Source organism: Borrelia recurrentis A1, from assembly GCF_000019705.1.
Taxonomy (GTDB): Bacteria; Spirochaetota; Spirochaetia; order Borreliales; family Borreliaceae; genus Borrelia; species Borrelia duttonii.
In genome coordinates this window covers 422,048-445,184 of the sequence record NC_011244.1, presented here as the reverse complement: position 1 = coordinate 445,184, position 23,137 = coordinate 422,048, and the positions used below count along the sequence as shown (strand labels likewise).

The 23,137-nt window shown below is 28.5% G+C and carries 22 protein-coding genes, 2 tRNA genes and 1 pseudogene; 17 read left to right on the top strand and 8 right to left on the bottom strand.

Annotated features, from left to right (window positions below; all coding sequences use genetic code 11):
* Positions 1-174 precede the first annotated feature (174 nt).
* Both BRE_RS02075 and BRE_RS02070 read left to right on the top strand, forming a co-directional pair.
* A complete protein-coding gene (locus BRE_RS02075) occupies positions 175-1,122 on the top strand; it encodes a peptidylprolyl isomerase (protein ID WP_232212694.1) in 948 nt (315 codons plus the stop codon).
* Positions 1,122-1,718, top strand: coding sequence for a diacylglycerol/polyprenol kinase family protein (locus tag BRE_RS02070; protein ID WP_012538883.1), 597 nt, complete (start codon positions 1,122-1,124; stop codon positions 1,716-1,718). The genes BRE_RS02075 and BRE_RS02070 overlap by 1 nt, the downstream gene beginning before the upstream one ends.
* Before the next feature lie 19 nt (positions 1,719-1,737).
* Here the strand turns inward: BRE_RS02070 and BRE_RS06835 are convergent, their stop codons facing one another.
* Genes BRE_RS06835 through BRE_RS02060 form a run of 3 tightly spaced genes read right to left on the bottom strand, consistent with a single transcriptional unit; the run spans position 1,738 to position 4,060 of the window.
* Complete coding sequence (locus BRE_RS06835; RefSeq protein ID WP_012538882.1) at positions 1,738-2,502, bottom strand: hypothetical protein; 765 nt, start codon at positions 2,500-2,502, stop codon at positions 1,738-1,740.
* Positions 2,499-3,383, bottom strand: coding sequence for a DNA/RNA non-specific endonuclease (locus BRE_RS02065; RefSeq protein ID WP_012538881.1), 885 nt, complete (start codon positions 3,381-3,383; stop codon positions 2,499-2,501). The genes BRE_RS06835 and BRE_RS02065 overlap by 4 nt, the downstream gene beginning before the upstream one ends.
* On the bottom strand, positions 3,380-4,060 hold the full coding sequence (locus BRE_RS02060) for a hypothetical protein (protein WP_012538880.1): 681 nt from the start codon (positions 4,058-4,060) through the stop codon (positions 3,380-3,382). Before BRE_RS02060 ends, BRE_RS02065 begins: the two co-directional genes overlap by 4 nt.
* A gap of 124 nt (positions 4,061-4,184) precedes the next feature.
* Between BRE_RS02060 and BRE_RS02055 the strand changes: the two are divergent.
* Together BRE_RS02055 and manA are read left to right on the top strand one after the other, a co-directional pair.
* Positions 4,185-6,052: pseudogene (locus BRE_RS02055) on the top strand (fructose-specific PTS transporter subunit EIIC).
* Positions 6,049-7,170 carry a mannose-6-phosphate isomerase, class I gene (gene manA / locus BRE_RS02050; RefSeq protein ID WP_012538878.1) on the top strand — a complete coding sequence of 374 codons (1,122 nt, stop codon included), beginning with the start codon at positions 6,049-6,051 and terminating at the stop codon, positions 7,168-7,170. Before BRE_RS02055 ends, manA begins: the two are co-directional and overlap by 4 nt.
* Positions 7,171-7,220: 50 nt before the next feature.
* Here the strand turns inward: manA and BRE_RS02045 are convergent, their stop codons facing one another.
* On the bottom strand, positions 7,221-8,045 hold the full coding sequence (locus tag BRE_RS02045) for a DUF3996 domain-containing protein (protein WP_012538877.1): 825 nt from the start codon (positions 8,043-8,045) through the stop codon (positions 7,221-7,223).
* A gap of 23 nt (positions 8,046-8,068) precedes the next feature.
* A complete protein-coding gene (locus BRE_RS02040) occupies positions 8,069-8,692 on the bottom strand; it encodes a BAPKO_0422 family outer member beta-barrel protein (protein ID WP_012538876.1) in 624 nt (207 codons plus the stop codon).
* A gap of 782 nt (positions 8,693-9,474) precedes the next feature.
* Between BRE_RS02040 and proS the strand changes: the two genes are divergently transcribed.
* Positions 9,475-10,941, top strand: a complete 1,467-nt coding sequence (proS, locus tag BRE_RS02035) for a proline--tRNA ligase (protein WP_041178116.1) — start codon at positions 9,475-9,477, stop codon at positions 10,939-10,941.
* Between the two features lie 26 nt (positions 10,942-10,967).
* Here proS and BRE_RS02030 read toward each other — a convergent pair whose 3' ends face one another.
* The 3 genes from BRE_RS02030 to BRE_RS02020 all read right to left on the bottom strand — a co-directional run bounded on the left by BRE_RS02030 (position 10,968) and on the right by BRE_RS02020 (position 14,281).
* Complete coding sequence (locus BRE_RS02030) at positions 10,968-12,158, bottom strand: dicarboxylate/amino acid:cation symporter (protein WP_012538158.1); 1,191 nt, start codon at positions 12,156-12,158, stop codon at positions 10,968-10,970.
* A 149-nt stretch (positions 12,159-12,307) separates the two neighbouring features.
* On the bottom strand, positions 12,308-12,964 hold the full coding sequence (locus BRE_RS02025; protein ID WP_012538874.1) for an ankyrin repeat domain-containing protein: 657 nt from the start codon (positions 12,962-12,964) through the stop codon (positions 12,308-12,310).
* Positions 12,965-12,976: 12 nt separating this feature from the next.
* Complete coding sequence (locus BRE_RS02020; RefSeq protein WP_232212692.1) at positions 12,977-14,281, bottom strand: hypothetical protein; 1,305 nt, start codon at positions 14,279-14,281, stop codon at positions 12,977-12,979.
* Positions 14,282-14,356: 75 nt separating this feature from the next.
* On the opposite strand from BRE_RS02020, the gene BRE_RS02015 reads away from it, so the two are divergent.
* The 12 genes from BRE_RS02015 (at position 14,357) to rpoB (ending at position 23,127) form a co-directional block, all read left to right on the top strand.
* Positions 14,357-15,379: a tetratricopeptide repeat protein gene (locus tag BRE_RS02015; protein ID WP_041178190.1), complete on the top strand. Its 1,023-nt coding sequence runs from the start codon at positions 14,357-14,359 to the stop codon at positions 15,377-15,379.
* Positions 15,380-15,389: 10 nt separating this feature from the next.
* On the top strand, positions 15,390-16,241 hold the full coding sequence (locus BRE_RS02010) for a hypothetical protein (protein WP_012538154.1): 852 nt from the start codon (positions 15,390-15,392) through the stop codon (positions 16,239-16,241).
* A 102-nt stretch (positions 16,242-16,343) separates the two neighbouring features.
* Positions 16,344-16,415 (top strand) — tRNA-Thr (locus tag BRE_RS02005).
* A gap of 23 nt (positions 16,416-16,438) precedes the next feature.
* A complete protein-coding gene (gene rpmG, locus BRE_RS02000) occupies positions 16,439-16,618 on the top strand; it encodes a 50S ribosomal protein L33 (RefSeq protein WP_012538153.1) in 180 nt (59 codons plus the stop codon).
* 10 nt (positions 16,619-16,628) lie between these two features.
* Positions 16,629-16,700 (top strand) — tRNA-Trp (locus BRE_RS01995).
* A gap of 30 nt (positions 16,701-16,730) precedes the next feature.
* Positions 16,731-16,901, top strand: a complete 171-nt coding sequence (gene secE, locus BRE_RS01990) for a preprotein translocase subunit SecE (RefSeq protein WP_012538871.1) — start codon at positions 16,731-16,733, stop codon at positions 16,899-16,901.
* Between the two features lie 10 nt (positions 16,902-16,911).
* Positions 16,912-17,466: a transcription termination/antitermination protein NusG gene (gene nusG / locus BRE_RS01985; RefSeq protein WP_012538151.1), complete on the top strand. Its 555-nt coding sequence runs from the start codon at positions 16,912-16,914 to the stop codon at positions 17,464-17,466.
* A gap of 55 nt (positions 17,467-17,521) precedes the next feature.
* Positions 17,522-17,956 (top strand): 50S ribosomal protein L11, encoded by a 435-nt coding sequence (gene rplK, locus BRE_RS01980; RefSeq protein ID WP_012538870.1) that lies wholly within the window; start codon positions 17,522-17,524, stop codon positions 17,954-17,956.
* Positions 17,956-18,630 carry a 50S ribosomal protein L1 gene (gene rplA / locus BRE_RS01975; RefSeq protein WP_012538869.1) on the top strand — a complete coding sequence of 225 codons (675 nt, stop codon included), beginning with the start codon at positions 17,956-17,958 and terminating at the stop codon, positions 18,628-18,630. Before rplK ends, rplA begins: the two co-directional genes overlap by 1 nt.
* Positions 18,631-18,640: 10 nt before the next feature.
* Positions 18,641-19,129, top strand: a complete 489-nt coding sequence (rplJ, locus tag BRE_RS01970) for a 50S ribosomal protein L10 (protein WP_012538868.1) — start codon at positions 18,641-18,643, stop codon at positions 19,127-19,129.
* A gap of 73 nt (positions 19,130-19,202) precedes the next feature.
* The gene (rplL, locus tag BRE_RS01965; RefSeq protein ID WP_012538147.1) at positions 19,203-19,574 is read left to right on the top strand and encodes a 50S ribosomal protein L7/L12; all 372 of its coding nucleotides are present in this window, start codon (positions 19,203-19,205) and stop codon (positions 19,572-19,574) included.
* An 85-nt stretch (positions 19,575-19,659) separates the two neighbouring features.
* Positions 19,660-23,127: a DNA-directed RNA polymerase subunit beta gene (gene rpoB, locus BRE_RS01960; protein WP_012538867.1), complete on the top strand. Its 3,468-nt coding sequence runs from the start codon at positions 19,660-19,662 to the stop codon at positions 23,125-23,127.
* Positions 23,128-23,137: the final 10 nt, after the last annotated feature.

The following is a 23,137-nucleotide window of genomic DNA, read 5'->3' as shown; positions in this document are numbered from 1 at the left end:
TAACCATTGTAAATTTCTAGTGGGTTTATATAATTTTTTCAAAATAATAGTACAATTAGTATTAGTAGAGTTACTTTAAATATTAGTTTAAGGGATAAATTTGTGAATAAGTATTTATTATTTTTTATCTTGATTTTAATGCTAGTTGCTTGTGCTAGCAAAAGGAAAAATTTAATGGAAGAACATGGAATATTTGCTTTAATTGATACAAATAAAGGTACTATAAAAATTAAACTTTATTATAAAATTGCTCCTTTGACCGTGATGAATTTTATTGGTCTTAGTGAAGGTCTTATTGAAAATTCTGTTACAAATCAACCTTATTTTGATAATCTTATTTTTCATAGGGTTGTTGATGGGTTTGTTATTCAAACAGGTGATCCTACTGGTACTGGTACTGGAGGTCCTGGTTATGTATTTCCTGATGAATTTACTAAAGGTGTGAGGCATGATGAGGCAGGCGTTGTTTCTATGGCTAATGCAGGTCCTGATACTAATGGAAGTCAGTTTTTTATTACTCTTGCAGATAATCTTACATATCTTGATTTTAAGCATTCAATTTTTGGTAAGGTGGTTGAGGGAATGGAAACAGTGAGGAGCATAAATCTTGGAGATAAAATAGAGAGAGTAAAGATAATTCGTGTTGGAGATCATGCAAATTCTTTTAAAGTTAATAATGAAGAATTTTTAAAATTAAAGAGTAGTTATGAAACAAAAAAATTAAAAGAGTATGAAAAACATATGGCTTGGCAATTTGAAATAATTGATCGAGATTGCAAAGATTTTGAAAAAGATGAAAGTGGTATTTTATATAAGGTAATAAAACAGGGAAATGGTAAATGTGCTAAGAATGGTGATATTGTAAGAGTAGATTATGAGGGTTTTTTGTTAAATGGATTTAAATTTGATAGTTCTCTTGAGAGGGGTAATATAATGGAGTTTGAACTTGGTCTTGGGAGAGTGATTAAAGGTTGGGAGATAATGTTGTCAAATATGTGTGAAGGGGAAGAGAGAGTTATAATAATTCCACCAAATCTTGCTTATGGAGATAGAGATTTTACCAGTATGATAAAAGCAAATTCTTTTTTAAAATTTAATATTATTTTAAGGAAAGTTAATTAATGTTCAATCTAATTTTTTTTGATGAAGATATTAAATATGAATTTTATAGAAAATTTTTTCATATCTCAAGTTTAGTGTTTTTATTATTATATAAAGTGAATTTGTGGATAGGTTTTGTTGTAAGCTTGTTTTTTATGGTTATTTACCTGATATTAGAATTGTTAAGAGTCATGCAAAAAAAATTATTTTTTTTAGGAAATATATCAGAAATACTAGTGAAAACTAGAGAAGTCCCTTTTTGTAAAATATATCTCTCTCCAATATTTTTGGTAGTCAGTATGTTTTGTACTTATTTTTTTATAGCTAAACCTTTTAGTTATATTGGAATATTTTCTGCATGTATTGGAGATGGGCTTGCAAGTCTTTTTGGTAAGCTTATTCCATCTTTTAAACTTGTAAATAATAAAACGTTTGCAGGAAGTATTTCTGTTTTTGTTGTTGCTTTTATAGTATTCTATTATTTTGTTCCCAATTTTGTTATGGCGTTAATTGTTGGTATGGGAGCTATGCTTGTTGAACTTTTTGATTTTGCAAAATACGATAATTTATTTTTGCCTGTAGGGGTTGCAACTTTATCTTTTTTATTGGTAACTTGAATTTATTGAGCTTGACTTTTTATAGCCAATAAAAAAAGAGTTTGCCTGATTCTTGTAAGTATATTGGTACTCCTATTGAAATTGGTATGAATGCATAGGGTATTTCTATCAAATTTAAGTAAGTTCCTAATACTATTAATGATGTTGATACAAAGAGTAGCAAATAACTTAAGTTTTTTTTCCTTAAACATGCTACCAGGAAGTTAATTAATATTAGTAGTAGGAATAAATAGATGTATAATTTATTATTTTTTATTGGAGAGAAAAAGTCGTTTGTGTGTTGATAAGCATTAATAGGTATTAAATAGCTATAAATCATTGAGAAAGTAAAAATTAAATAAATGGTATAAGTTATTGATTTTATTTGAAAATCACATATATATAGACTTAAAAAGAATAAATTTAGTAATGAAAATATGACTATTAAGTGATAAAATTTCATTAAAGAATACAATTCTAAACTCAATGTATTGCTTAAAAGGTAATATTTAAAAATTGCAATGGGTTCAATTATATAAAAGCAAATAAAACAATAAAAAAATACGAATTGTATATTGTTTGTTCTCTTGTAATTGATATATGTCCAAATGGATCCTATGATGCCAATGTTGAATATAAAAAATTTGTTGACCAAAGCTAATGTATTTGTATTGTATATTTTACTAAGATAATTATAAAAGTTTATGGTGGTATTTAAGTAGTAAATAAATATTGATATAACAATTATTCCTAGACTAATGGTCGTTAATAAAAAGAAATTTAATTTTGAAAATAATGTTTTCATTTAAGTTCCCAAGAAGATATATTTTTTTGCATTTTGATTATTTTTTTTATTTTAGCATCAAGTTTTGCAAAAAAATCTATTTTTGTTTTCTCTTCAATTGAATTTACGTTCACAACGTAATTTTTTAAATCTGTATCTTTAGCTTTTTTATTTGGAATAATAAAAGCTACAATTTCATAATTATTACTCTTGTTGTTTAAGGATAACACGATTTTATAAAAGTTTTTTGGAATTAAAATTTTGTTGTTTCCAATAAATCCTTGGTTTTCCGTCAAGATTCCTGCGCTAATAATATAAATCTTTTCTTTTGAAATAGCCCATTTCCTAACTTTTTGTTCAAGTTTAGACCAAATTCCTGAGTTGAATGAACTTTTTTGTGGAGAAATGTTTGATAAAAAATAAGTCTCTCTCATAGCCTCTTTAGAAAAAGACATATCAGCAGAACTAACAATATGTCCTCTATCATATCCGCTGTGTAGGTAGTCACTTAATTTTGGTGCAATTCCTTTGATATCTGGATCTTCAAAAAATTTTTTACTTCGCGTGATTTTTTTTTCTTTAACTAAGATTAAAGCTAATTCAACCATTTCTCTTTTTAATTGATAAGCTACCCATTCTGATTGTCTTGCATGTTCAGCATATCCTAAAGAATAATATTTTTTGTGTAATACTTGGGTAGTAAGATATCCCTGTGGTAAGAGATATTCTTCTTGTAGTTTTATTGGAATTTGAGGTCTATAAAATCTATTTTTAATTTCTTCTAAATAATTAGAAGTTATTTCTTTTATTTTATTGACGATTTTTGGGTTTTGATGTAGGAATAAAAATCCTATTAAAATTGATATGTAGAGAATAATTAAGATTTTTGATTTTTTTTTCATTGATTTTCCCCTTTTTTATTTTTTAGATTATATCTAATACCAAAGTTAAATGAAATATTAAAAGTGTCAAGGAATAAACATTCGACTTTTGAGTATATATTAAGGTAAGAAATAGATTCTTTTGTAGAAAATTCAAAAAATATATATGGTTCTACTACATAAGGTATTTTATTATAAAATCTAAAATTTCCTATTAAATTTGTTGATAGGTAAAATCGTCCTCCAATACCCATACTAGTAGATAAGTATTTTAGTTTTTGAAAGAAATTAATGATATTCCAATTTATTCCTATACCAATATAAGTACTTGAGAATTGGATTTTTTTAGATACATTGTAATCTTCAATCATTAAAATCATGCAAACAGCCATAAAATCAAGATTATTTGTGGCGAATGTATAATAGGGTCTAAATATTATGTGATTGTTGTTTGCATTGAGAAAGAATCCTGTTCCAAGTCCTATACCTGTTGAATAGATAAAACCTCTATTTATTGAGAATATACTATTTTTATTTTTTTCTGATTTTTCTTTTAAAGGTGAATTTTTTTTATTGATTTCATCTTTTTTTTGTGTTTTTTCATTTGAAATTTTATTTTCTTTATTTTTTATCTCATTATTTAATGAATATAAATTAATACATGATAATAATAAGCAACAGTAGATTATTTTTTTCATAATTAAATTAGTTTAAATAATATACAATTATTTGCAAATAAAGAAGTGTTAGTGAGATGGGGAATACAAATTTAATCTTTGTACTGTGATAAAATTAATTTAAGTACTTAGGAGGTTTAAGGTTATGTTTTTGGATTTTTTAAAAAAGGAGCTTATTTTTGTATCGTCCACAATATGTTCTAAAGATGAAGCACTTAATTTTTTAGTGGAAGAAGTAAGTAAGAAAGGTTATACAAATGATAAATCAGTATTTATGCAAGGATTGCTTGATAGGGAAAATATTGGTGATACATCTTGGGAAAATGGAGTTGCTATTCCTCATTTTGTAGGAGATGTTGTTAGTATCAGTTTTATTTCATTGCTTTACATAAAGGGTAATGGTATAAAATGGTCTGATGATAATCCTCCTGTTAATTTAATATTTTTAATTTGTATGTCAAAGAATCAACAAGGTACTGGGCATATTAAGTCAATAGCTTTTATAGCCAGATTATTTGAAAATGATGATTTTAAAAATTTTTTAAAAAATGGAAATAATTCTGATGAAATTTATTCTTATATAAAAAATGTTGAAAATAATTATTTAGAGAGTGATTTTAGTATTTCTAGGACAGAGAATATATTGGCTGTATGTGCTTGTCCTGTAGGAATTGCACATACATATATTGCTGCTAAGAAGCTTGAAGTTGAAGCTAAAAGACAGGGATATAGCATTAAAGTTGAAACTCAGGGTTCTATTGGTATTGATAATCCTTTAAAAAAAGAGGATATTGAAGCTGCTGATGTTATAATACTTGCAGTAGATAAAGATGTTGATGAGTTAAGATTTGATGGAAAGCGAGTTTATAAGATTTCGACCGCAAGGGCTATTAATGATGTAGAGAATGTTATTAAAGAAGCATTTAGTGCCCCAGTGTTAACATTTAAAGGTATTAATACTTTAAAGGATAATTCTAATAATAGTAAATCTGGCTTTTACAAATATTTAATGAGTGGCGTCTCTCCTATGGTTCCAATTGTGGCTAGTGGTGGTATTTTAATAGCCTTTGGTATATCTCTTGCAGGGGTTGGTTCTGGTGGTCCAAATTTTGAGCAATATCCTTTTTATAAGACAATTACAGATATTGGTGGTGTGGCTTTTAGTATGATGTTGCCAGTACTTTCGGGATTTATTGCAATGTCAATTGCTGATAAGCCAGGTCTTGCACCAGGTCTTGTGGGAGGAGTTCTTGCCAGGGACGTTAAAGCAGGATTTTTAGGAGCCATACTTGTAGGGTTTATGGCAGGTTTTATTGCAAGATGGTTAGCAAGAAGACAAATACCTGAATGGCTTAGGCCTATAATGCCTATATTTGTAATTCCTTTAATAAGTACTGTTATTATTGGATTTTTCATGATTTACGGAGGTGTTTATATTGCCCAATTTATGGGACTTCTTGAGAATGGTCTTAAGGAGCTTCAAAGTAATTCAGATGCTCATGGTATTATAGGAAAGTTGTTACTTGGGGCAGTACTTGGTGCTATGGTATCAATTGATATGGGAGGGCCTTTTAATAAAGTTGCATTTCTTTTTGGTGTTGGTATGATTCCTAGTGTGCCACAAATAATGGGTATGGTTGCATCAGCTATTCCTGTTGCTCCTATGGCTATGGGACTTGCTACTTTGATTATGCCACAATTATTTGAAGAGGAAGAGAGAGAATCGGGAAAAATATCATTTTTGATTTCTTTTATTGGCATTAGTGAGGGTGCTATTCCTTTTGCTGCCAGTGATCCTGCAAGAGTTTTGCCTTCGATAGTGCTTGGAGGTGCTGTTTCAAGCATTATTGCAGCATTTTGGGGCGTTGCAGATCATGCTCCGCATGGGGGCCAATAGTTTTACCTGTTGTTGATCATAAATTTGGATTTCTTGTTGCAATAGCTGTTGGTGTTGCGGTGGCAACAAGTGTAGTTATTTTTTTGAAATCTTTAAAGGTTAAGGTATCTAAATGAGTGTTGATAATATATTTTTGATGAAAAATGAGATTAAGGAGTATGATTGGGGTGGATATGGTTTCATCCCTTCCCTTTTGGGACAAAAAGAAAACGGTTTGCCAAAAGCTGAAATGTGGCTTGGTGCACATAAAACATTTTCTAGTAAAATATTAGTTGATGGTCAATATGTTTCTCTTTTTAATTTTTTAGAAATACATAAAGAGCTTTTAGGTTTTGGGAGTGAATTGTCGTTTTTATTTAAAATTCTTTCAGTTCATAAACCTTTGTCACTTCAGATACATCCTTCAAAAGATATTGCTTTAAAAGGCTTTGCGTTTGAAAATAATAAAAAAATAGTTATTGATGATTCTAAGAGAATTTATAAGGATGAAAATCCTAAAGTAGAGCTTGTTTATGCTTTGAGTGATTTTTATGCTCTTAAAGGTTTTTTGCCACTTGATGGCATTAACCATATTTATAGAAGTTTAGGATTGGATTTTAATTTTATGACACATGAATCGTTTGTAAAAACCTTATTTGATTTACACGAATTTGAAATTGAGAATATTATTTATAAAGTGTTAGGTAATTTAAATTTTATAGATGAATTTAGAGCTTTTTGGTTTAATGAAATTTATAAAATGTATGGTATTGATATTGGTCTTTTGGTATTTTTGGGAATGTATATTTTTAAATTAAAAACAGGTGAAGTTTTTTATACTGAAAGTCGAGAAGTTCATGCTTATCTTAAAGGTGAATGCATTGAACTTATGACTAATTCTGATAATGTCATTAGAGCAGGTTTTACAACTAAACATATTGATAAAGATGAAATGTTGAAGGTTGGGAAATTTGAGGAGGGAGTTTTTTCATTGTTAAAGAGTGAAAATATTGATGGTTGTGATGTATTTAAGTTGCCAGGTACTAATTTAAGTTTGTTTCACAAATGTATAGGTGGAGAGAGCTACTTTGAAAGAGTTGGTGTTATGATATTATTAGTTATAAAAGGAAAAGTTCAGCTTAATAATAGAATTTCTCTTAAGATGGGAGATAGTGTGTTTATAGGGAATTGTGATTGTAATAAGGAATTGTTAATTTGTGGTAATGGAGAAATTTTTATTGCGCTTTCTTTGTAGTTAAGATATTGATTTTTAATTTTTAATTTTAAGAAAAGATATTTAATAATTTATATAAACATTTTAATAAATCCAATTGCAAAAAATTTAAATCTCATGCCTTCAAATACTATTTTTGGTTCTGTTAAAAATATTGTTGGACCAAGTGTTGGGTAAATTTTAAATCCTAATGATAAATTTTTGATGATTTTATATTCTATTGATAAGGGTAGTCTAGTTACTATTGCTATTCTGTCATAAGGGGATGGTTTTTGAGAACTAGGAGAAGTTAAATTTGCTTGAGACCAATCTACTCCAATTCCAAATCCACCTCCTATTATTAGAGATTTTCCTATTAGTTGTCTGAAAATTAAATCAATGGCAATTAAATTATAAGGCTTAAAGTTTATTGTATTGAAATATAGAAAGCTACCATATCCAAAATCTATGTCTACGTATGGCACTGAGATTAATAGGTTTATAAGAGGACTTCCAGTGCCTGTTCCTGCTGCAAATGAGTAAGCGTTTTTATATTTTTTATTATTATTTGCAGTATTATTTGGTTTAGGTTGTTCAGGTTTTATTTCAGGTTGTTCAGGTTTTATTTCAGGTTGTTCAGGTTTTATTTCAGGTTGTTCAGGTTTTATTTCAGGTTGTTCAGGTTTTATTTCAGGTTGTTCAGGTTCTATTTCAGGTTGTTCAGGTTCTATTTCAGGTTGTTCAGGTTCTATTTTAGGTTGTTCAGGGACAATAGGTTTGTCATTTGTAGTGCATATAGTTCCATCCTTTTTTTGTTTACATTCGATAAAATACATACTATCATATTGCGAAAAGGCAAGATTGTATAAGTTGAATATTAACAATAATGTAAGTATTTTTTTGGTGTTTTTTCCCATTAATGTTCCTTTGTATAGTTGTTTTATATGTATATTTTTATGAATCCAAAACCAAAAAATCCAAATCTTATTCCTTCCATTAATGTGGGATTAAATATCATTGTGGCACCAATTGTTGTGATAGCTTTAAAACCTATGAAAACATTTTTTAAAAAACCATATTCCAATATAATGGGAAGTCTAATTGTAAAGCCCAATCTATTATTGGATGAAGTTAATGAAAACTCTTCTTGTTTATTTTGTCCATTATTATTTTGTTGTGTTACATTGGAGGCATCTTGTTCATTTGGTTTTACTTGAGATAGGTCAATGCCTATGCCAAGTCCTCCAGAGAGTGTTGTATTGTGATAGACTTCTTCTTTAAATACAATATCAGTCCCAAGGACAATATAAGGTATAAAATTGTTAGGATGCAGTCCATTAAAGCCCCCATATCCAAAATCTACATCTACATAAGGAAAATTGATTATGATATTGGTTATAGGATTTCCAATACCAAATCCTATGCCAAATATATTAGATGGATAGGAACTTTTTTGAGAATGCTGTTTGTTTAATACTCTATTTAGAGCTTCTGGATCAATGGTTGTTGCAATAGATGAACTTATGGTTAAAAAAATCATAAGTATTGTTAATTGTGTTTTCATGAATTTTCCTCCAACTTGTGTTTGATTAGATTTGTATGATTTTTAAAATTATATTTCATAAAATATAAGATGTTTATGTTTTCGTTTATAGTCGACATTATTATGATTTTATATATTGAGTACATTTTTAATATTAAAATTTTTTCCATATCAGCATTTTTTTGATGATTGTAAATTATGAAAATCAGAGTCATTTTTGTGTATATTGCTAAGTGATATCAGACTTTTATTAAGTTTTAAAATGTAATATCTGAATAAGTTGAGATTATAAATAACATTTGATTTGAATTTTTGAACATTATTAGATGTAACATTATTTATGTTATTGTTGTATTTATTTTTTATCGTAAATTTTTGGCATAATGTTATAGTTAAATTTATAAACATTTTACTACATATTTTTTTAGACATCTATTGTAATATACAAACATATTTTTATAGCTTATAAAAATAAATATTACAGCAAAGATTTATATTAAAAATATGTTTGACATATTTTTAATATAAATATAAATTTAAGTATAAATTTTACTTATGAGTTGATAAGATTGTTTTTAGTTATTTTCCATAATTGTAAGATAGGTTATTTTTATTAAATATCTTATATTGTATTATTAATTAAAAATTATGGTATGTATAAAAGTCAGAAAACTTAGAGAATATTGATCTTGGAATTAATATATATGATATCCTTTATTGTAAAAAGTAGATTTTTGCTTTTAAGGTCAAATTATATTGTGTCTTTATAGTTAAGTTTTAAGTTTTTAGGGAAGGTGTGGTTTATGAGTGATTTTATTGCTTCAAGAGAAGAGGAATTTTCTAAATGGTACTTGGATATAGTACAAAAGGCAAAACTTGTTGATTATAGTCCTGTTAAGGGTTGTATGGTTATTATGCCTTATGGATATGCTATTTGGGAGAGAATTCAGAGTGTAATTGATGATAAGTTTAAAGAGAGTGGGCATGAGAATGCATATTTTCCATTACTGATTCCTTATGAGTTTTTAGAGAGGGAAAAAGAGCATGTTAAGGGATTCTCTCCAGAACTTGCTGTTGTAACAACAGCTGGGGGTGAAGAATTGAGAGAACCTTTGGTTTTAAGACCTACTTCTGAGACAATTATTTGGAATATGTATAGTAAATGGATAAAATCTTATAGAGATTTACCTATTAAAATAAATCAATGGGCAAATATTATTCGTTGGGAAAAAAGGACAAAGCCATTTCTTCGTACTACTGAGTTTTTGTGGCAAGAGGGACATACTGCTCATGAGACTTCTAATGAAGCTCAAGAGGAAGCTTTGTTTATTTTAAATCTTTATAAAAAATTTGTTGAAGATTATTTGGCTATTCCTGTATTTTATGGTAAGAAGACAGAAAGAGAAAAATTTGCAGGTGCTGTGTCTACTTATACAATTGAAGCGTTGATGCAAGATAAAAAAGCTTTGCAAGCAGGAACATCACATTATTTGGGATTGAATTTTGCCAAGGCTTTTGATGTTAAATTTCAAAATAAAAACGGTGAGATGAGTTATGTTTTTGCCACTAGTTGGGGGGTTTCAACTAGGTTAATTGGGGCATTGATTATGGTTCATTCTGATTCTAAAGGTTTGATTTTACCTCCTAAGATAGCACCAATAGAAATTCTTATTGTTCCTATTTTAAAAAAAGATGATGATGTTAATAAAAAAATTCTTGAATATGCGACTACTATTTTTGATATTTTAGTAAAGGAAAAGTTTAGGGTTGAGATTGATAAAGATTTTAAGAATTCACCAGGATTTAGATTTGCTGCTTCAGAATTTAAGGGGATTCCAATACGAATTGAGATAGGTTCTAATGATATTTTAATGGATTGTGTCACTGTTGCAAGAAGAGATAGAGATAAAAATTCTAAGTATCAAGTATCATTTAAAGAGTTATTACCTAAAATAAAAGAGGAACTTGAGACTATGCAATGTGAATTATTTAATAAAGCGTTAGAATTTAGAAATTCAAATACCAAAGAAATTATTGGTTTTAAAGAGAATGATTATGATCTTTTTAAGACTTATATTAAGGATAATTTAGGATTTGTACTCTCTTCATGGTGTGGAAATGAAGTTTGTGAAGAAAATATTAAAAATGATACAAAGGCTACAATACGATGTATTCCAGAAGATTTTCAAGATAAATCTTTAGATAATGTAACTTGTATTTATTGCAATACATCAGCCAAGCATTTTGTTTTATTTGCAAGAGCTTATTAAATTTTTATTTTTTAGTTATTAAGATATTAAGTATATTGTGAGTCATTAAAGTCTATTATTTGCATTATTGCAATGCTTGAGGTAAAGTCAATCATTATAGCTAGCGATGTTAGGATTGGAAGGATTGGTATGATGTTTGAGTAACTAAGTTCAATTCCTTTTGTATAAGTTGAGCATAGCATTGTAATTATGTAAATTAAACTATTAGGAATATGTGGAAATGCAAAAATGGAAATGAATGCTAATATACTCATATAGCTTATTTCATAGATTGTTATAGGTAAACTAGAGTAGGATTTTAAAATAATAAAGAAAGAAATTGTTGAAATGAAAATTGTTCCAAATTTAGACATAAAGTTTATTATTGGTATGTTTATGATTATGGATTTTTTTATATTTATTTTTTCATTTTTAATGTTTTCTATTAAAAGAGAATAGGGAGCATAAGTATCCATTGTTAGGCCCGCAAATATTATATTATGTAGAGATGTTAATATATTTTTGTACGATAATTTAAAATTCTTAGTTAATCGGTAGCTAATCATTGGAATTATTATTAGAATGATAATTCCTGTCCATAATGATAAAAAAATTATGCTATTTATATAATATTGATAGTTCTTAAAATTTTTTAAGTTAACAGCATATGCTGCTGTTATAAAAATAATTCCAAATTGTGATATTTTAACAATAATATCATTTGTATTATAAAAAAGATTGGACATGCTTAAGAGAAGCTCTTTTGCGATTCTTCCTTTTTGTTTTGCGTAATAAAAACTGGCACCAATAATGATTGAAATTAAATAAATATTTAAAAGATTTGGATTACTATTTGTAAATATAGTAAAAATATTTTTTGGAAAGAATGTTTCAAGAAATATTTTTTTATCAAATAAATATTGATTTTGAATATTTTTATCTAATATTGGAATTCTTTGTGGTAGGTATATTGTTGAAACAGCTATGGCTATAATTACTCCTGAAATATTAATTAAAATTCCATAATAGATTATTTTGCCAAACAACCTTTTGAATTTTTTATTTTCTATAATGTTTTCTATTCCAAGTGGAATTGCAAATATTAAAAAAGGAATTAGAGAAAAATAAGTTAACCTTATGAAAATATGTGAGAGTGCATTATAAGTTTCAGATGGCAGGAATAATCCAAATAATATTCCAATGGGGATGGTGAGAAAAAATTTTATTTTTTCATTCATATATTGTTCCTTTTTGAATTTGCAAAATCACAATTAATAGTATAATAAATTTTACTAGATTTTTTGTAAATATAAATTTGATATTGCATTTTCTTATCATTAATCTATATCAATACTGTGTTATGTTAAAAAATTTATATGTCATATATTTATGTTGTTTTATATTTTTTAAAGATATTTATTATGTTTTGATTTTTTAGATTTTTAATTTCTTTTTTGTATTCATCGCTGATGTAGACATTTTTTTTAAGCAATAATTCAATCAAATTGATATTTTCAATTTCTATTGCAGCTTGTATAGGTGTTTTTCCATTCTTAAGAGTTAGGCTTAGATCAGCTCCTTGTTCTTTTAAAAGGTTGAATATTTTTTCATTGTTAAGATATATTGCCCAAAATATTGGTGAATGTTTTGTTTCATCTATGTTGTTGATTTTAATACCATAGTCTATTAGTATTTTGGTAGTTTTAAAATCATTGTTAATTATTGCAATTGATAAAGGAGATACTTTATATCTAAAGTTTATCTGTGCAGCAAGATTTATAGCTATTAGGGTACCTTTTATATTTTGGAAATATATAGATGTAATTAAAAATTCATTTTTTATTTTTTGTAATTCTTGTAAGATATTTTTATTATTTATATCTATTAATTCTATTAATTTGTCTAACTTTTCTTTATTTGTTGTGTATTCTTGGTTATTAAAATTATAAACTGTTTTTGATAGTTCCTTTATTGTTTTTATAGTTTCATTTGCATTTAGTGATGTAATAAATTGTGTTAAGAGTATTATAAATATTATTTTCATTAATTTTGACCTTTAAATAGTTTTTTGAAACTGTTTTGTAATAATATCTTGATTTGAGGAGTTATTATTAAATATAATAACTGCAATTTTGTCTTTATCGTTTGTTATTATCAATTTGTTTTCTACGTTTTTTGAAGATATAAATATAAGTTGTAAGGCATTATTTGTATAGTCTATTAAACAAAAATATTCTTTTCCTTCCTCATTTATAAGTTTTAGGGCGTTTTTATATGATATTTGTAAATTTGGACTAAATCCTATTATTTCAAATGTTCCTGAACTTGGTAAATTGTAAATTTTGTTATCTATTTCCCAAACAAAGGTTTTATCTTTATTAAATTTAATATTTCCATATTGTGTATTTGTTAAGTTTTCGTAAGAAGTTAATTTGTTTATAAGGTTTTGATTTTGTCTTTCAGATTCAAGTATGATTTTTTCGATGTTTTGTTCAATTATGACGAAATTTGATTCTAGTTGGTTTTCTTTAACTTGAATGATTGCTTTGTAGTAATTTTGGTTGCTTTTTACTATCAGGATAAAATCTTCCTTTGAGTTTTTTGATTTAAATAAAAAGCCGTTAGGTTTTACTTCCTCAATTATATCAAATTTAAAAATTAGGTTTAATTCGGGTATGTTGATTTTTATTTTGTTTTGTTGAGTAAAAAATAATCCATATTCATTTTTTAGTAGATTTTTATTATAAGTATTATTTGCAATCATTTTTTCATAATAAAGTGGTCTTAAATATTTTATGTTTTTAAATGTATGAATTACATTGTCTTGTGATGTTTGATCTAATGAATGTGTGAGTATTTTTCCAGGAATATTATCAAAAACTTCAAGTGCATAGTCAAAAACATAACCCTTATGACCATCTTTTGTTAATGCATATAGCCATTTTCCTTTAAGTGAACCTGCTTCTGTCGTTTCTCCAATATGTATTATTTTAAGTATGGTTTCTTTTGGTATCCTATGTATTATGTTTTCTCTGTAATTATCTGGGGATGTTCTTAGAGGTAAGAGATCTTTTTTACTTATAGCATATTTATTTATATATGGTTGGATACTGTTTTGAAATTCTTCTGCTTCCTTTTTTGTTTGAAATTTTTCTATTGTGAATTTATATACAATAAATTTTATTCCATTGTAATTTATTGTTGCTTTTTTGTCTTGATTAATATTCTCTATTGTTACAAGAGATCCGTTTGGTAATTTTTCTCTATTATTTGAATCTAGGATAATACCATATTTGTCATTTTTATTAGAACAAGATAAAAATAATAAATATAATAAAATATAGATTAATTTTTTATTCATGTTAAAATTCCAGTATTTTTTATTGAACTTAAGATGTATTTTGTTATGCATGACCTTTATTATATAATAAAAACAATGAAGTTATTAATTCAAGTGTTTGGACTAGTGCTGATTTTTAGTTGCTATAAGAGTAAACAAAGTGATATTAAGAGTCTAACAAGTCTTTTAGAAGCTTCAAATAAAAAAGGTCTAAATAGATTTCTTATCATTGATAGAATAGTTGATATTCATATGCACAATAAAGATTATGAGGATGCTTTGAGTTTTGTTAATAAGGGAATTGCTGATGATGAGGATAAGGAATATTATCCTTTATATTTTTATTTAATAGGTAATATATATTCTTATATTAAGGAAGATGAGATAGCTTTTACGTATTATAGATATATTGTTGATAATTTTGATGATTATATTTATGAGAATAGTTCTATAAAATTAGATATTGCAAAGAGAGTGATCAATTTAAATATTGATGCTATAGACAAAATAAATTATTATAAATTATTGCTGAATGATAATTTTGAAAGTATGACCAATGCAGATAGGGGTAATTATTATTACAATCTTGCTTTAAGTTTAGAAGATGTTCAAAGTTATGATGAGGCTTATCTTTATTATAAAAAACTACTCTCAATACCACGATCAGATTTAAAAATAGATTCAAGAGATTATTCTGCTGTTATGACTAAGATTAATTATTATGATAATCCGGATTTTGTAGTTTATAGAAATTTGAATGACTTAATTTCTGATGTTAAGAGATATATTTTTTCAGGAAATACTGCAAAATTATTAAGTATAAGAGATAAACATAATTTTTTTATTCAAAGTTGGGATCAGCGAAGTGGTAAAAGTAATTCGATTAATACGAACAGTTTTTTGACAACTATGATTAAGCTTAGTAGTAGACGAAAAAATGGTATACAGTTTGCAAAAACTTTTGAAGCAGATTCTAGTAATGATATATCTTATCTTGGATCTAGTGGTTGGGAACATATTTGGGAATGGTATTTTGTTTTTAAAAAAATTTCTTATCCAAAAGATCCAGAAATTAATGATGGTTGGGCTTGGATAGGTGTTTATTTAGGTAAAAAATAGGGAGATTTGTGTGAATTTGCTTAATGGTCTTTTGAATTTTTTATTTTTGTTTTATTCTAATGTGTCTATTATAAATGACGTTTCATCTAAATCTAGCATAAAGAGAACAATTGATTGGGATGCTAAAATAGTTTATTTTGATATTATTAAACCAGTAGATGAAGATAGATTTGGTAGAGTTGGTATTGATTCTACTTCTAGATTAGTGTTTAGTGTTAATGATTTTAAGGATACTTTGATAAGAGAATCGCTTTTTGAAATTATAATTGATTCTGATTCTACTTTTAAAGACTATTTTGATTCTGATCCTCATTTAATATTATATTTTTCAGGACTTGATAGTATTTTGAAAAGAGGATACATGAAATATTCAGAAGATTTGAAAAATATCACCGTTAGGTATGAGCTTTGTATTTTCCCTGATTTTATAAATTTATTTTTAGGTCATAGTAAGCCTTATAAAGCTTTTTTTCCATTAATGAATACAACTGTTGAACAGTTTGTTTATACCGGAATTATTATTTATGCGGGTGATGATTATAAATCTTCCTCTGGTTCTATTGTTAAATTAGCTGATGCTTTTTTTGTTAAAATTTATGATGAAAATATTAAGCTTTATTTTGACAAAAGGATGGTTGACCCGGATGCCCTTAAAAAATGGGGTATGTTTGAGTATACAAATGATATTTCTTATAAGAATAAAGACAGAATTGGAGATTATCCTTTAAGATTGATTGCTAAGGGGGTTTATGGCAAAAATCATTCAGATATTATACTTGATGATTATTCCATAAATAAGATCTTTTCAAATGAAAATAATATCAATCTTTTAAGAGAGGGTAAGTTCGTTATTATTAAATAATAGACTTTAAATTGAAATTTTAAGATATTATTTAATAAGGCTTGTCTTTTTTAAGATAATAAATTAACATGATATAAGGGTTTATTACCGAAGGGAAATAATGCCCTTATAGCTTAGGTGGTAGAGCACCACCATGGTAAGGTGGCGGCATCGGTTCAAATCCGATTGAGGGCTTTTGTATATTCAGGAGTGTTGTTATGGGAAAGAAGAAAGGTAAAGGAGCTGTTGGGCTTATAGCTTTAGTGTGTGAAGAGACAGGAATTAGAAATTATACTACTACTAAGAATAGACGTAATACTCAAGAAAAATTGGAATTGATGAAATATTGTCCAAGTTTAAGGAAACATACTCTTCATAAAGAAGGCAAAATAAAGTGATTTAAGTGATAGGTCAGTAGTTCAATGGTAGAACAGTGGTCTCCAAAACCACATGTTGGGGGTTCGATTCCCTTCTGACCTGTTGTTTGTGTTATCAAAGAGAGGCTTTTAAATGTTTAAATTTTTTAAAGAAAGTGTTTTAGAACTTAAAAAAATAACATGGCCTAGGTATAATGAAGTAATAGGCAGTGGAAAACAGGTTTTTTGGTTGGTTGTTTTTATTTCTGTTTTTTTAGGTGTGGTAGATTATATCATGTATCTTGTTATAACCTATATATTTTAAGGAAAAAATTATGTCTAGGGCCTGGTATGTGCTACAAACTTTTTCTCAGTATGAGAAAAAAATAGAACAGGAAATAAAGCTTTTAATTAGTGAAGGTGTTTTTGGTAATAATGTTTTGGATGTTAAAGCTCCTATTGAGAGAGTAGAAGAGATAAGAAATGGAAAGAAACGTATACGTGAGAGAAAGATTTGGCCAGGGTATATATTGATTGAATTAGATCTTTCCGATCAGGAGTGGAAAAGTACTGTAGCTAATATTATTAAAATATCAGGTGTTGTAAATTTTGTTGGTACTACTAAAGAACAAAAACCTCTTCCAATTAGTGATGAGGAAGTTAAGAGTGTCTTTATGCTTGCTGGAGAGATTAAAGCAGATAAATCTATTTTTATACTTTATGATTTTGAAGAAGGTGAGAGAGTAAGAATTAAGGGAGGCCCTTTTGATTCTTTTGAGGGTGTTATTGGATCCATTGATTATGAGAAGAAAAAATTGAAAGTTGCAGTTCAAATTTTTGGAAGGTCAACTCCTGTTGAAGTTGATTTTCAACATATAGAAAAAATTTAGCAATAAGTTTATAAATGGGAGCTTTAAGAGCGTTATTTACCATAAGGAGTTTTTTATGTCTAAGAAAAAAAAGGAAGTTGCTTGGGTTAAACTTCAAGTTCCAGCTGCTCAAGCTGCTCCAGGAGCCAAAATAGGACAGACTCTTGGACCTCATGGTGTTAGTGGTCCTCAGTTTGTTAAGGAATTTAATGAGAGAACTGCTAAAATGGAACCAGGAATTGTTGTTCCTGTTATTATTACTGTTTATAGTGATAAGAGTTTTTCATTTGTTGTTAAAACTCCACCAGCTTCAGTTTTAATTAAAAAAGCTGTTGGCATAGAGACAGGTTCTAAGAAATCAAATACAGATAAGGTTGGGGTTATATCAAAAGAAAAAATAATGGAAATTGCAAAAATTAAAATGCCCGATTTGAATGCAAAAACGGAGCAGGCTGCATTTAAAATTATTGCAGGAAGTGCTAGATCTATGGGTGTTGAGGTGGAAAAATAATGGCTAAGAGTGGAAAAAAATATATTCAAGCTCTCTCTAAGGTAAATAAGCTTAAATCTTATAATATTGATGATGCAATATCTTTATTAAAAGAAATTAAGTTTGTTAAATTTGATGAGACTATAGATGTATCTGTTAATCTTAATTTAAAGAAAAATCATACGGTTAGAGAGACGCTTGTGTTGCCACATCAATTTATGAAAGAAAAGAGAATACTTGTTTTTGCAAAAGGTGAGAAAGCAGAAGAGGCACGAGAATTTGGTGCTGCTTATGTTGGAGATGATGATCTTATTAATAAGATTAAGGATGGTTTTAGTGATTTTGATGTTGTTGTTGCAACGCCTGATATGATGAAAGATGTTGGAAAACTTGGTCCGATTTTAGGAAAAAGGGGATTGATGCCAAATCCAAAAACACAAACAATTACAAATGATTTGAAAGGTACAATAGCTAGTCTTAAGAAAGGACGTACAGAGTTTAGAGCAAATAAGAATGGTGTGATTAATTTTTCTGTTGGTAAATCTTCTATGGATAGTAAGAAAATAAGGGAAAATTATGATGAATTTATTAAAGAATTACTTAAAAGACGGCCAAGTGATTTGAAAGGTACTTTTGTTGATAGTGTTTATGTTTCATCTACGATGGGACCTTCTGTAAAGATTGATTTTGTTTAGGAGCTGAATTATGGATAAAAAGATAAATCCTAAAAAGGTTGAAATGTTTAATTCGTTAAAAGAGTTTTTAGATGGCAAGGATAATATTTTTTTCTTAGATTACAGAGGATTAACGGTAGCAGAACTTACTAAGTTAAGAAGTAGGGTTGAGGATGAAAAGGGTGCTTTAAAAGTTGTTAAAAACAATATAATGAAAAGAGTGTTAAAAGATAAAGATATTGAAGGTCTTGATTCTTATCTTTTAGGTCCAACAGCTGTTGTTACTGCTTTTGATGAAGCCAATGTTATTGCGAAAATTTTTTATGAGTTTGTTAAAACTACTACTTTAAAGGTTAAAGGAGGTTTTGTTTTAGGAGAAGTTTATGATGAGTCTAAACTTAGTGCCTATAGTAAACTTCCTACTAAGATTGAATCTATTTCTTTGTTTATGAGTGTGCTTAAAGCACCAATGTCAAAACTTGTAAGAACTTTAAAGGCTTTGTCTGATATTAAAGTTTAAAAAAAAGCAGTGTTAGTCTTAATAGGGTGCATGCTATCACTGTTTAAAATAATATGAAAGGAGTTAAGTTAATATGGCACTAAATAAAGAAGATATTTTAACATGGCTTGAAGAAGCTAAAACATCTGAAGTTGTTGAGCTTATAACAGCTATTGAAGAAAAGTTTGGGGTTACTGCTGCTGCAGTTGCAGTTGCTGCTGGCCCTGGTCCTGCTGCTGGTGGTGTTGAGGAACAGACAGAATTTGATGTGATGCTTGTATCTTTTGGAGATAGTAAGATAAACGTTATTAAAGAAGTAAGAGCTATTACTGGACTTGGACTTGGAGAGGCTAAAGCCTTAGTTGAATCTGCTCCTAAGGCAGTTAAGGAAGGTGTTTCAAAATCAGATGCTGAGGAAATAAAGAAGAAACTAGAAGCAGTTGGTGCAAAAGTTGAAATTAAGTAAAGCATTAAAAATATGCCAAATTTTTTATTCCACATGTCGTTTAAGTGGCATGTGGTTTATTGTGTCTTAAAAAAGGAGTCTTTTAATGATAAAAAGGGTTCATCTAGGACAAGGAAAAGCCGAAGAAATCTTAAACTTACCTAACCTAATAGAAATACAATTGAATTCTTATGAAAAATTTTTGCAACTTGAGAGATTAAAAAATAATAAACCTTTGCTCAATGAGGGCCTTGAATCTGTGTTTAGAGATGTTTTTCCTATGAAAAGTAGCAATGGTGAGGTTGCTCTTGAATATGAAAAATATTATATTGAATATGATTCTATTAGCTTTACTGAGAAAGAGTGTAAAAGAAAGGGGCAAAGTTATGAGGCTGTTTTAAAGATAAGATTAAACTTACAGTTTCTAACAACAGGAGAGATAAGACAAAAAGATGTTTATATGGGAACTATTCCTTTAATGACAGATAGAGGAACTTTTATCGTTAATGGTGCAGAAAGAGTCATTGTATCACAAATTCATAGATCTCCGGGGGTTGTTTTTTATAAGGAAAAAGATTTATATTATGCTCGTATTATTCCTTATCGTGGTTCTTGGCTTGAATTTGAGATTGACTCAAAAAAGGATTACCTTTATGTTAAGATAGACAGAAAAAAAAGAATATTAGTTACTCTTTTCTTAAGAGCTTTAGGTCTTGATACTAGAGAAAAAATAATAGAGACTTTTTATAAGATTAGAAAAATTGAAGTAAATGATGATACTAAAAGAGAGATTACAGGACAGTATTTAGCTACAAACATTACTATAAAAGAAAATATGACTTATCGGGCAGGTGATAAGATAACTTTGCAAGATATTGAAGATTTTTTGCAAAATGGAGTTAAAGAAATAAACTTGATTGATTTTGATGGGTATGATAGTGTTCCTGGAAAACATTTCATTAGTTCCGATGTTATTTTAAATTGTTTTGAAAAAGAAGATGCTTATTTTGCTTTAAAAGATGGATTTAAGGAGCTTTCACGAGAATCCGTGATGCTTGCAGTTTATAGTGTACTTTTGCCTGGTGAACCAATATCAATTGACAATGCTGAGAACGATTTAAGAACTATATTTTTTTCAGAAAAAAGATATGATTTAGGTCATGTAGGAAGATATAAACTTTCTAAGAAGTTTGGTCTTGATGATCTTACAACATCAGTTCTTACTATGACAGATATAGTAAATACTATATCTCATCTTTTAAGAATATATGATGGGCATGATGTTCTTGATGATATAGATCATCTTGGAAATAGAAGAGTGCGTTCTGTTGGTGAGTTACTTACAAACATATATAAAGGTGCAATGTCAAGAGTAGAAAAAATTGCAAAGGACAGAATGTCTAATAAAGAAGTATTCAATTTGAAACCTCAAGAATTAATTAGTGTTAAGCCCGTTGTTTCTGCTGTTAAAGAATTTTTTGCAACCAGTCAGCTTTCTCAGTTTATGGATCAGGTTAATCCTTTAGCCGAACTTACGCATAAGAGACGTCTTAATGCATTGGGTCCTGGTGGACTCTCAAGGGATCGAGCAGGTTTTGAAGTAAGAGATGTACATTATACTCATTATGGTAGGATGTGTCCTATTGAAACTCCTGAAGGCCCAAATATTGGACTTATTGTTTCTTTGGCTACTTATTCAAAAGTTAATGATTATGGTTTCTTAGAAACTCCTTATAGGAAGGTGATTGATGGTAAGGTGACCGATGATATTGAATATTTGTCTGCTATTGATGAGGAAAAAAAATGTATTGCGCAAGCAAATGCTTCTGTTAGTTCTGATGGTAATTATACTGATGATTTGGTGTCTGTTAGGATTTCTGGGGATTATACTACAATGATGCCTAAAAATATCGATTACATGGATGTTTCGCCTAGACAATTAATATCTGTCTCTTCGGCGTTAATACCTTTTCTTGAACATAATGATGCAAATCGTGCTCTTATGGGTTCGAATATGCAACGTCAGGCAGTTCCTTTATTATTTCCACAGCCACCTATTGTTGGTACAGGTATGGAGAGGATAGTTGCAAAAGACTCTGGTGTTGTTATTAAAGCAAAAAGACCTGGTAGAGTTGTCTTAGCCACAAACAAAAAGATAGTTATTAAACCTGATAATGCAACTTCTGAACGAGATTTAGATGAATATGAACTTTATAAATATGAGAGGACAAACCAGGATACTTCTTTCAATCATTCAGTTTTGGTGAAGAATGGCCAAATTGTTAATAAGGATGAGATAATAGCAGATGGTCCTGCTACTAGATATGGAGAATTGGCGCTTGGTAATAATTTATTAGTTGGTTTTATTCCGTGGAATGGATTTAATTATGAGGATGCTATTTTAATTTCTGAGAGAATTGTAAAGGAAGATCTTTATACTTCAATTCATATTAAAGAATTTAGCATTGAAGTAAGAGAGACTAAGCTTGGACCTGAAAAAGTTACGGCTGATATTCCTAATGTTAGTGGAAAGATATTGAGTAAACTTGACGAAAATGGAATTGTAAGAATAGGGACTTATGTAAAACCAGGTGATATTTTAATTGGTAAAGTTACTCCAAAATCAGAAGGAGATATTACCCCTGAATTTAAACTTTTAACTTCTATATTTGGTGAGAAAGCAAAGGATGTTAAGAATAATTCATTAAAAGTTCCTCATGGTACTGAAGGAACTGTAATTGATGTTCAAAGAATTACTAAAGATGATGTTGGAAATCTTCCACCTGGTGTGGATGAAATATTAAAGGTTTATATTGCCAAAAAAAGAAAACTTAAAGAAGGTGATAAAATGGCAGGAAGACATGGAAATAAGGGTGTAGTTGCAAAGATTCTTCCTGTTGAAGATATGCCATATCTTGCAGATGGGACCCCTCTTGATATATGCTTGAATCCTTTGGGAGTGCCATCTCGTATGAATATTGGACAATTGATGGAATCTCAGCTTGGTCTTGCTGGTAAGTATCTTGGCGAATATTATGATGTTCCTGTTTTTGAGTCTGCTACAAATGAATGTATTCAAGAAAAGTTAAAAAAAGCTGGATTTAATGAGACGTCAAAGGCAGTCTTGTATGATGGATATACAGGTGAACCATTTGAAAATGAAGTTATGGTTGGAGTTATATATATGTTGAAACTTCATCATCTTGTTGATGATAAGATGCATGCAAGGTCTACAGGTCCTTATTCACTTGTATCTCAACAACCTCTTGGAGGAAAAGCTCAATTTGGTGGACAAAGACTTGGAGAGATGGAAGTTTGGGCTCTTGAAGCTTATGGAGCTGCGCATACTTTGCAAGAATTATTAACAGTAAAGTCAGATGATATGTCAGGAAGAGTTAAGATATATGAAAATATTGTTAAGGGCATTCCTACTAACGTATCTGGAATTCCTGAATCTTTCAATGTTTTGATGCAGGAACTAAGAGGTCTTGGTTTTGATTTATCTATTTATGATGATAATGGAAATCAAATTCCTTTAACAGAAAAGGAAGAGGAATTAATTAATAAGACTTAGGTTTTGAGGA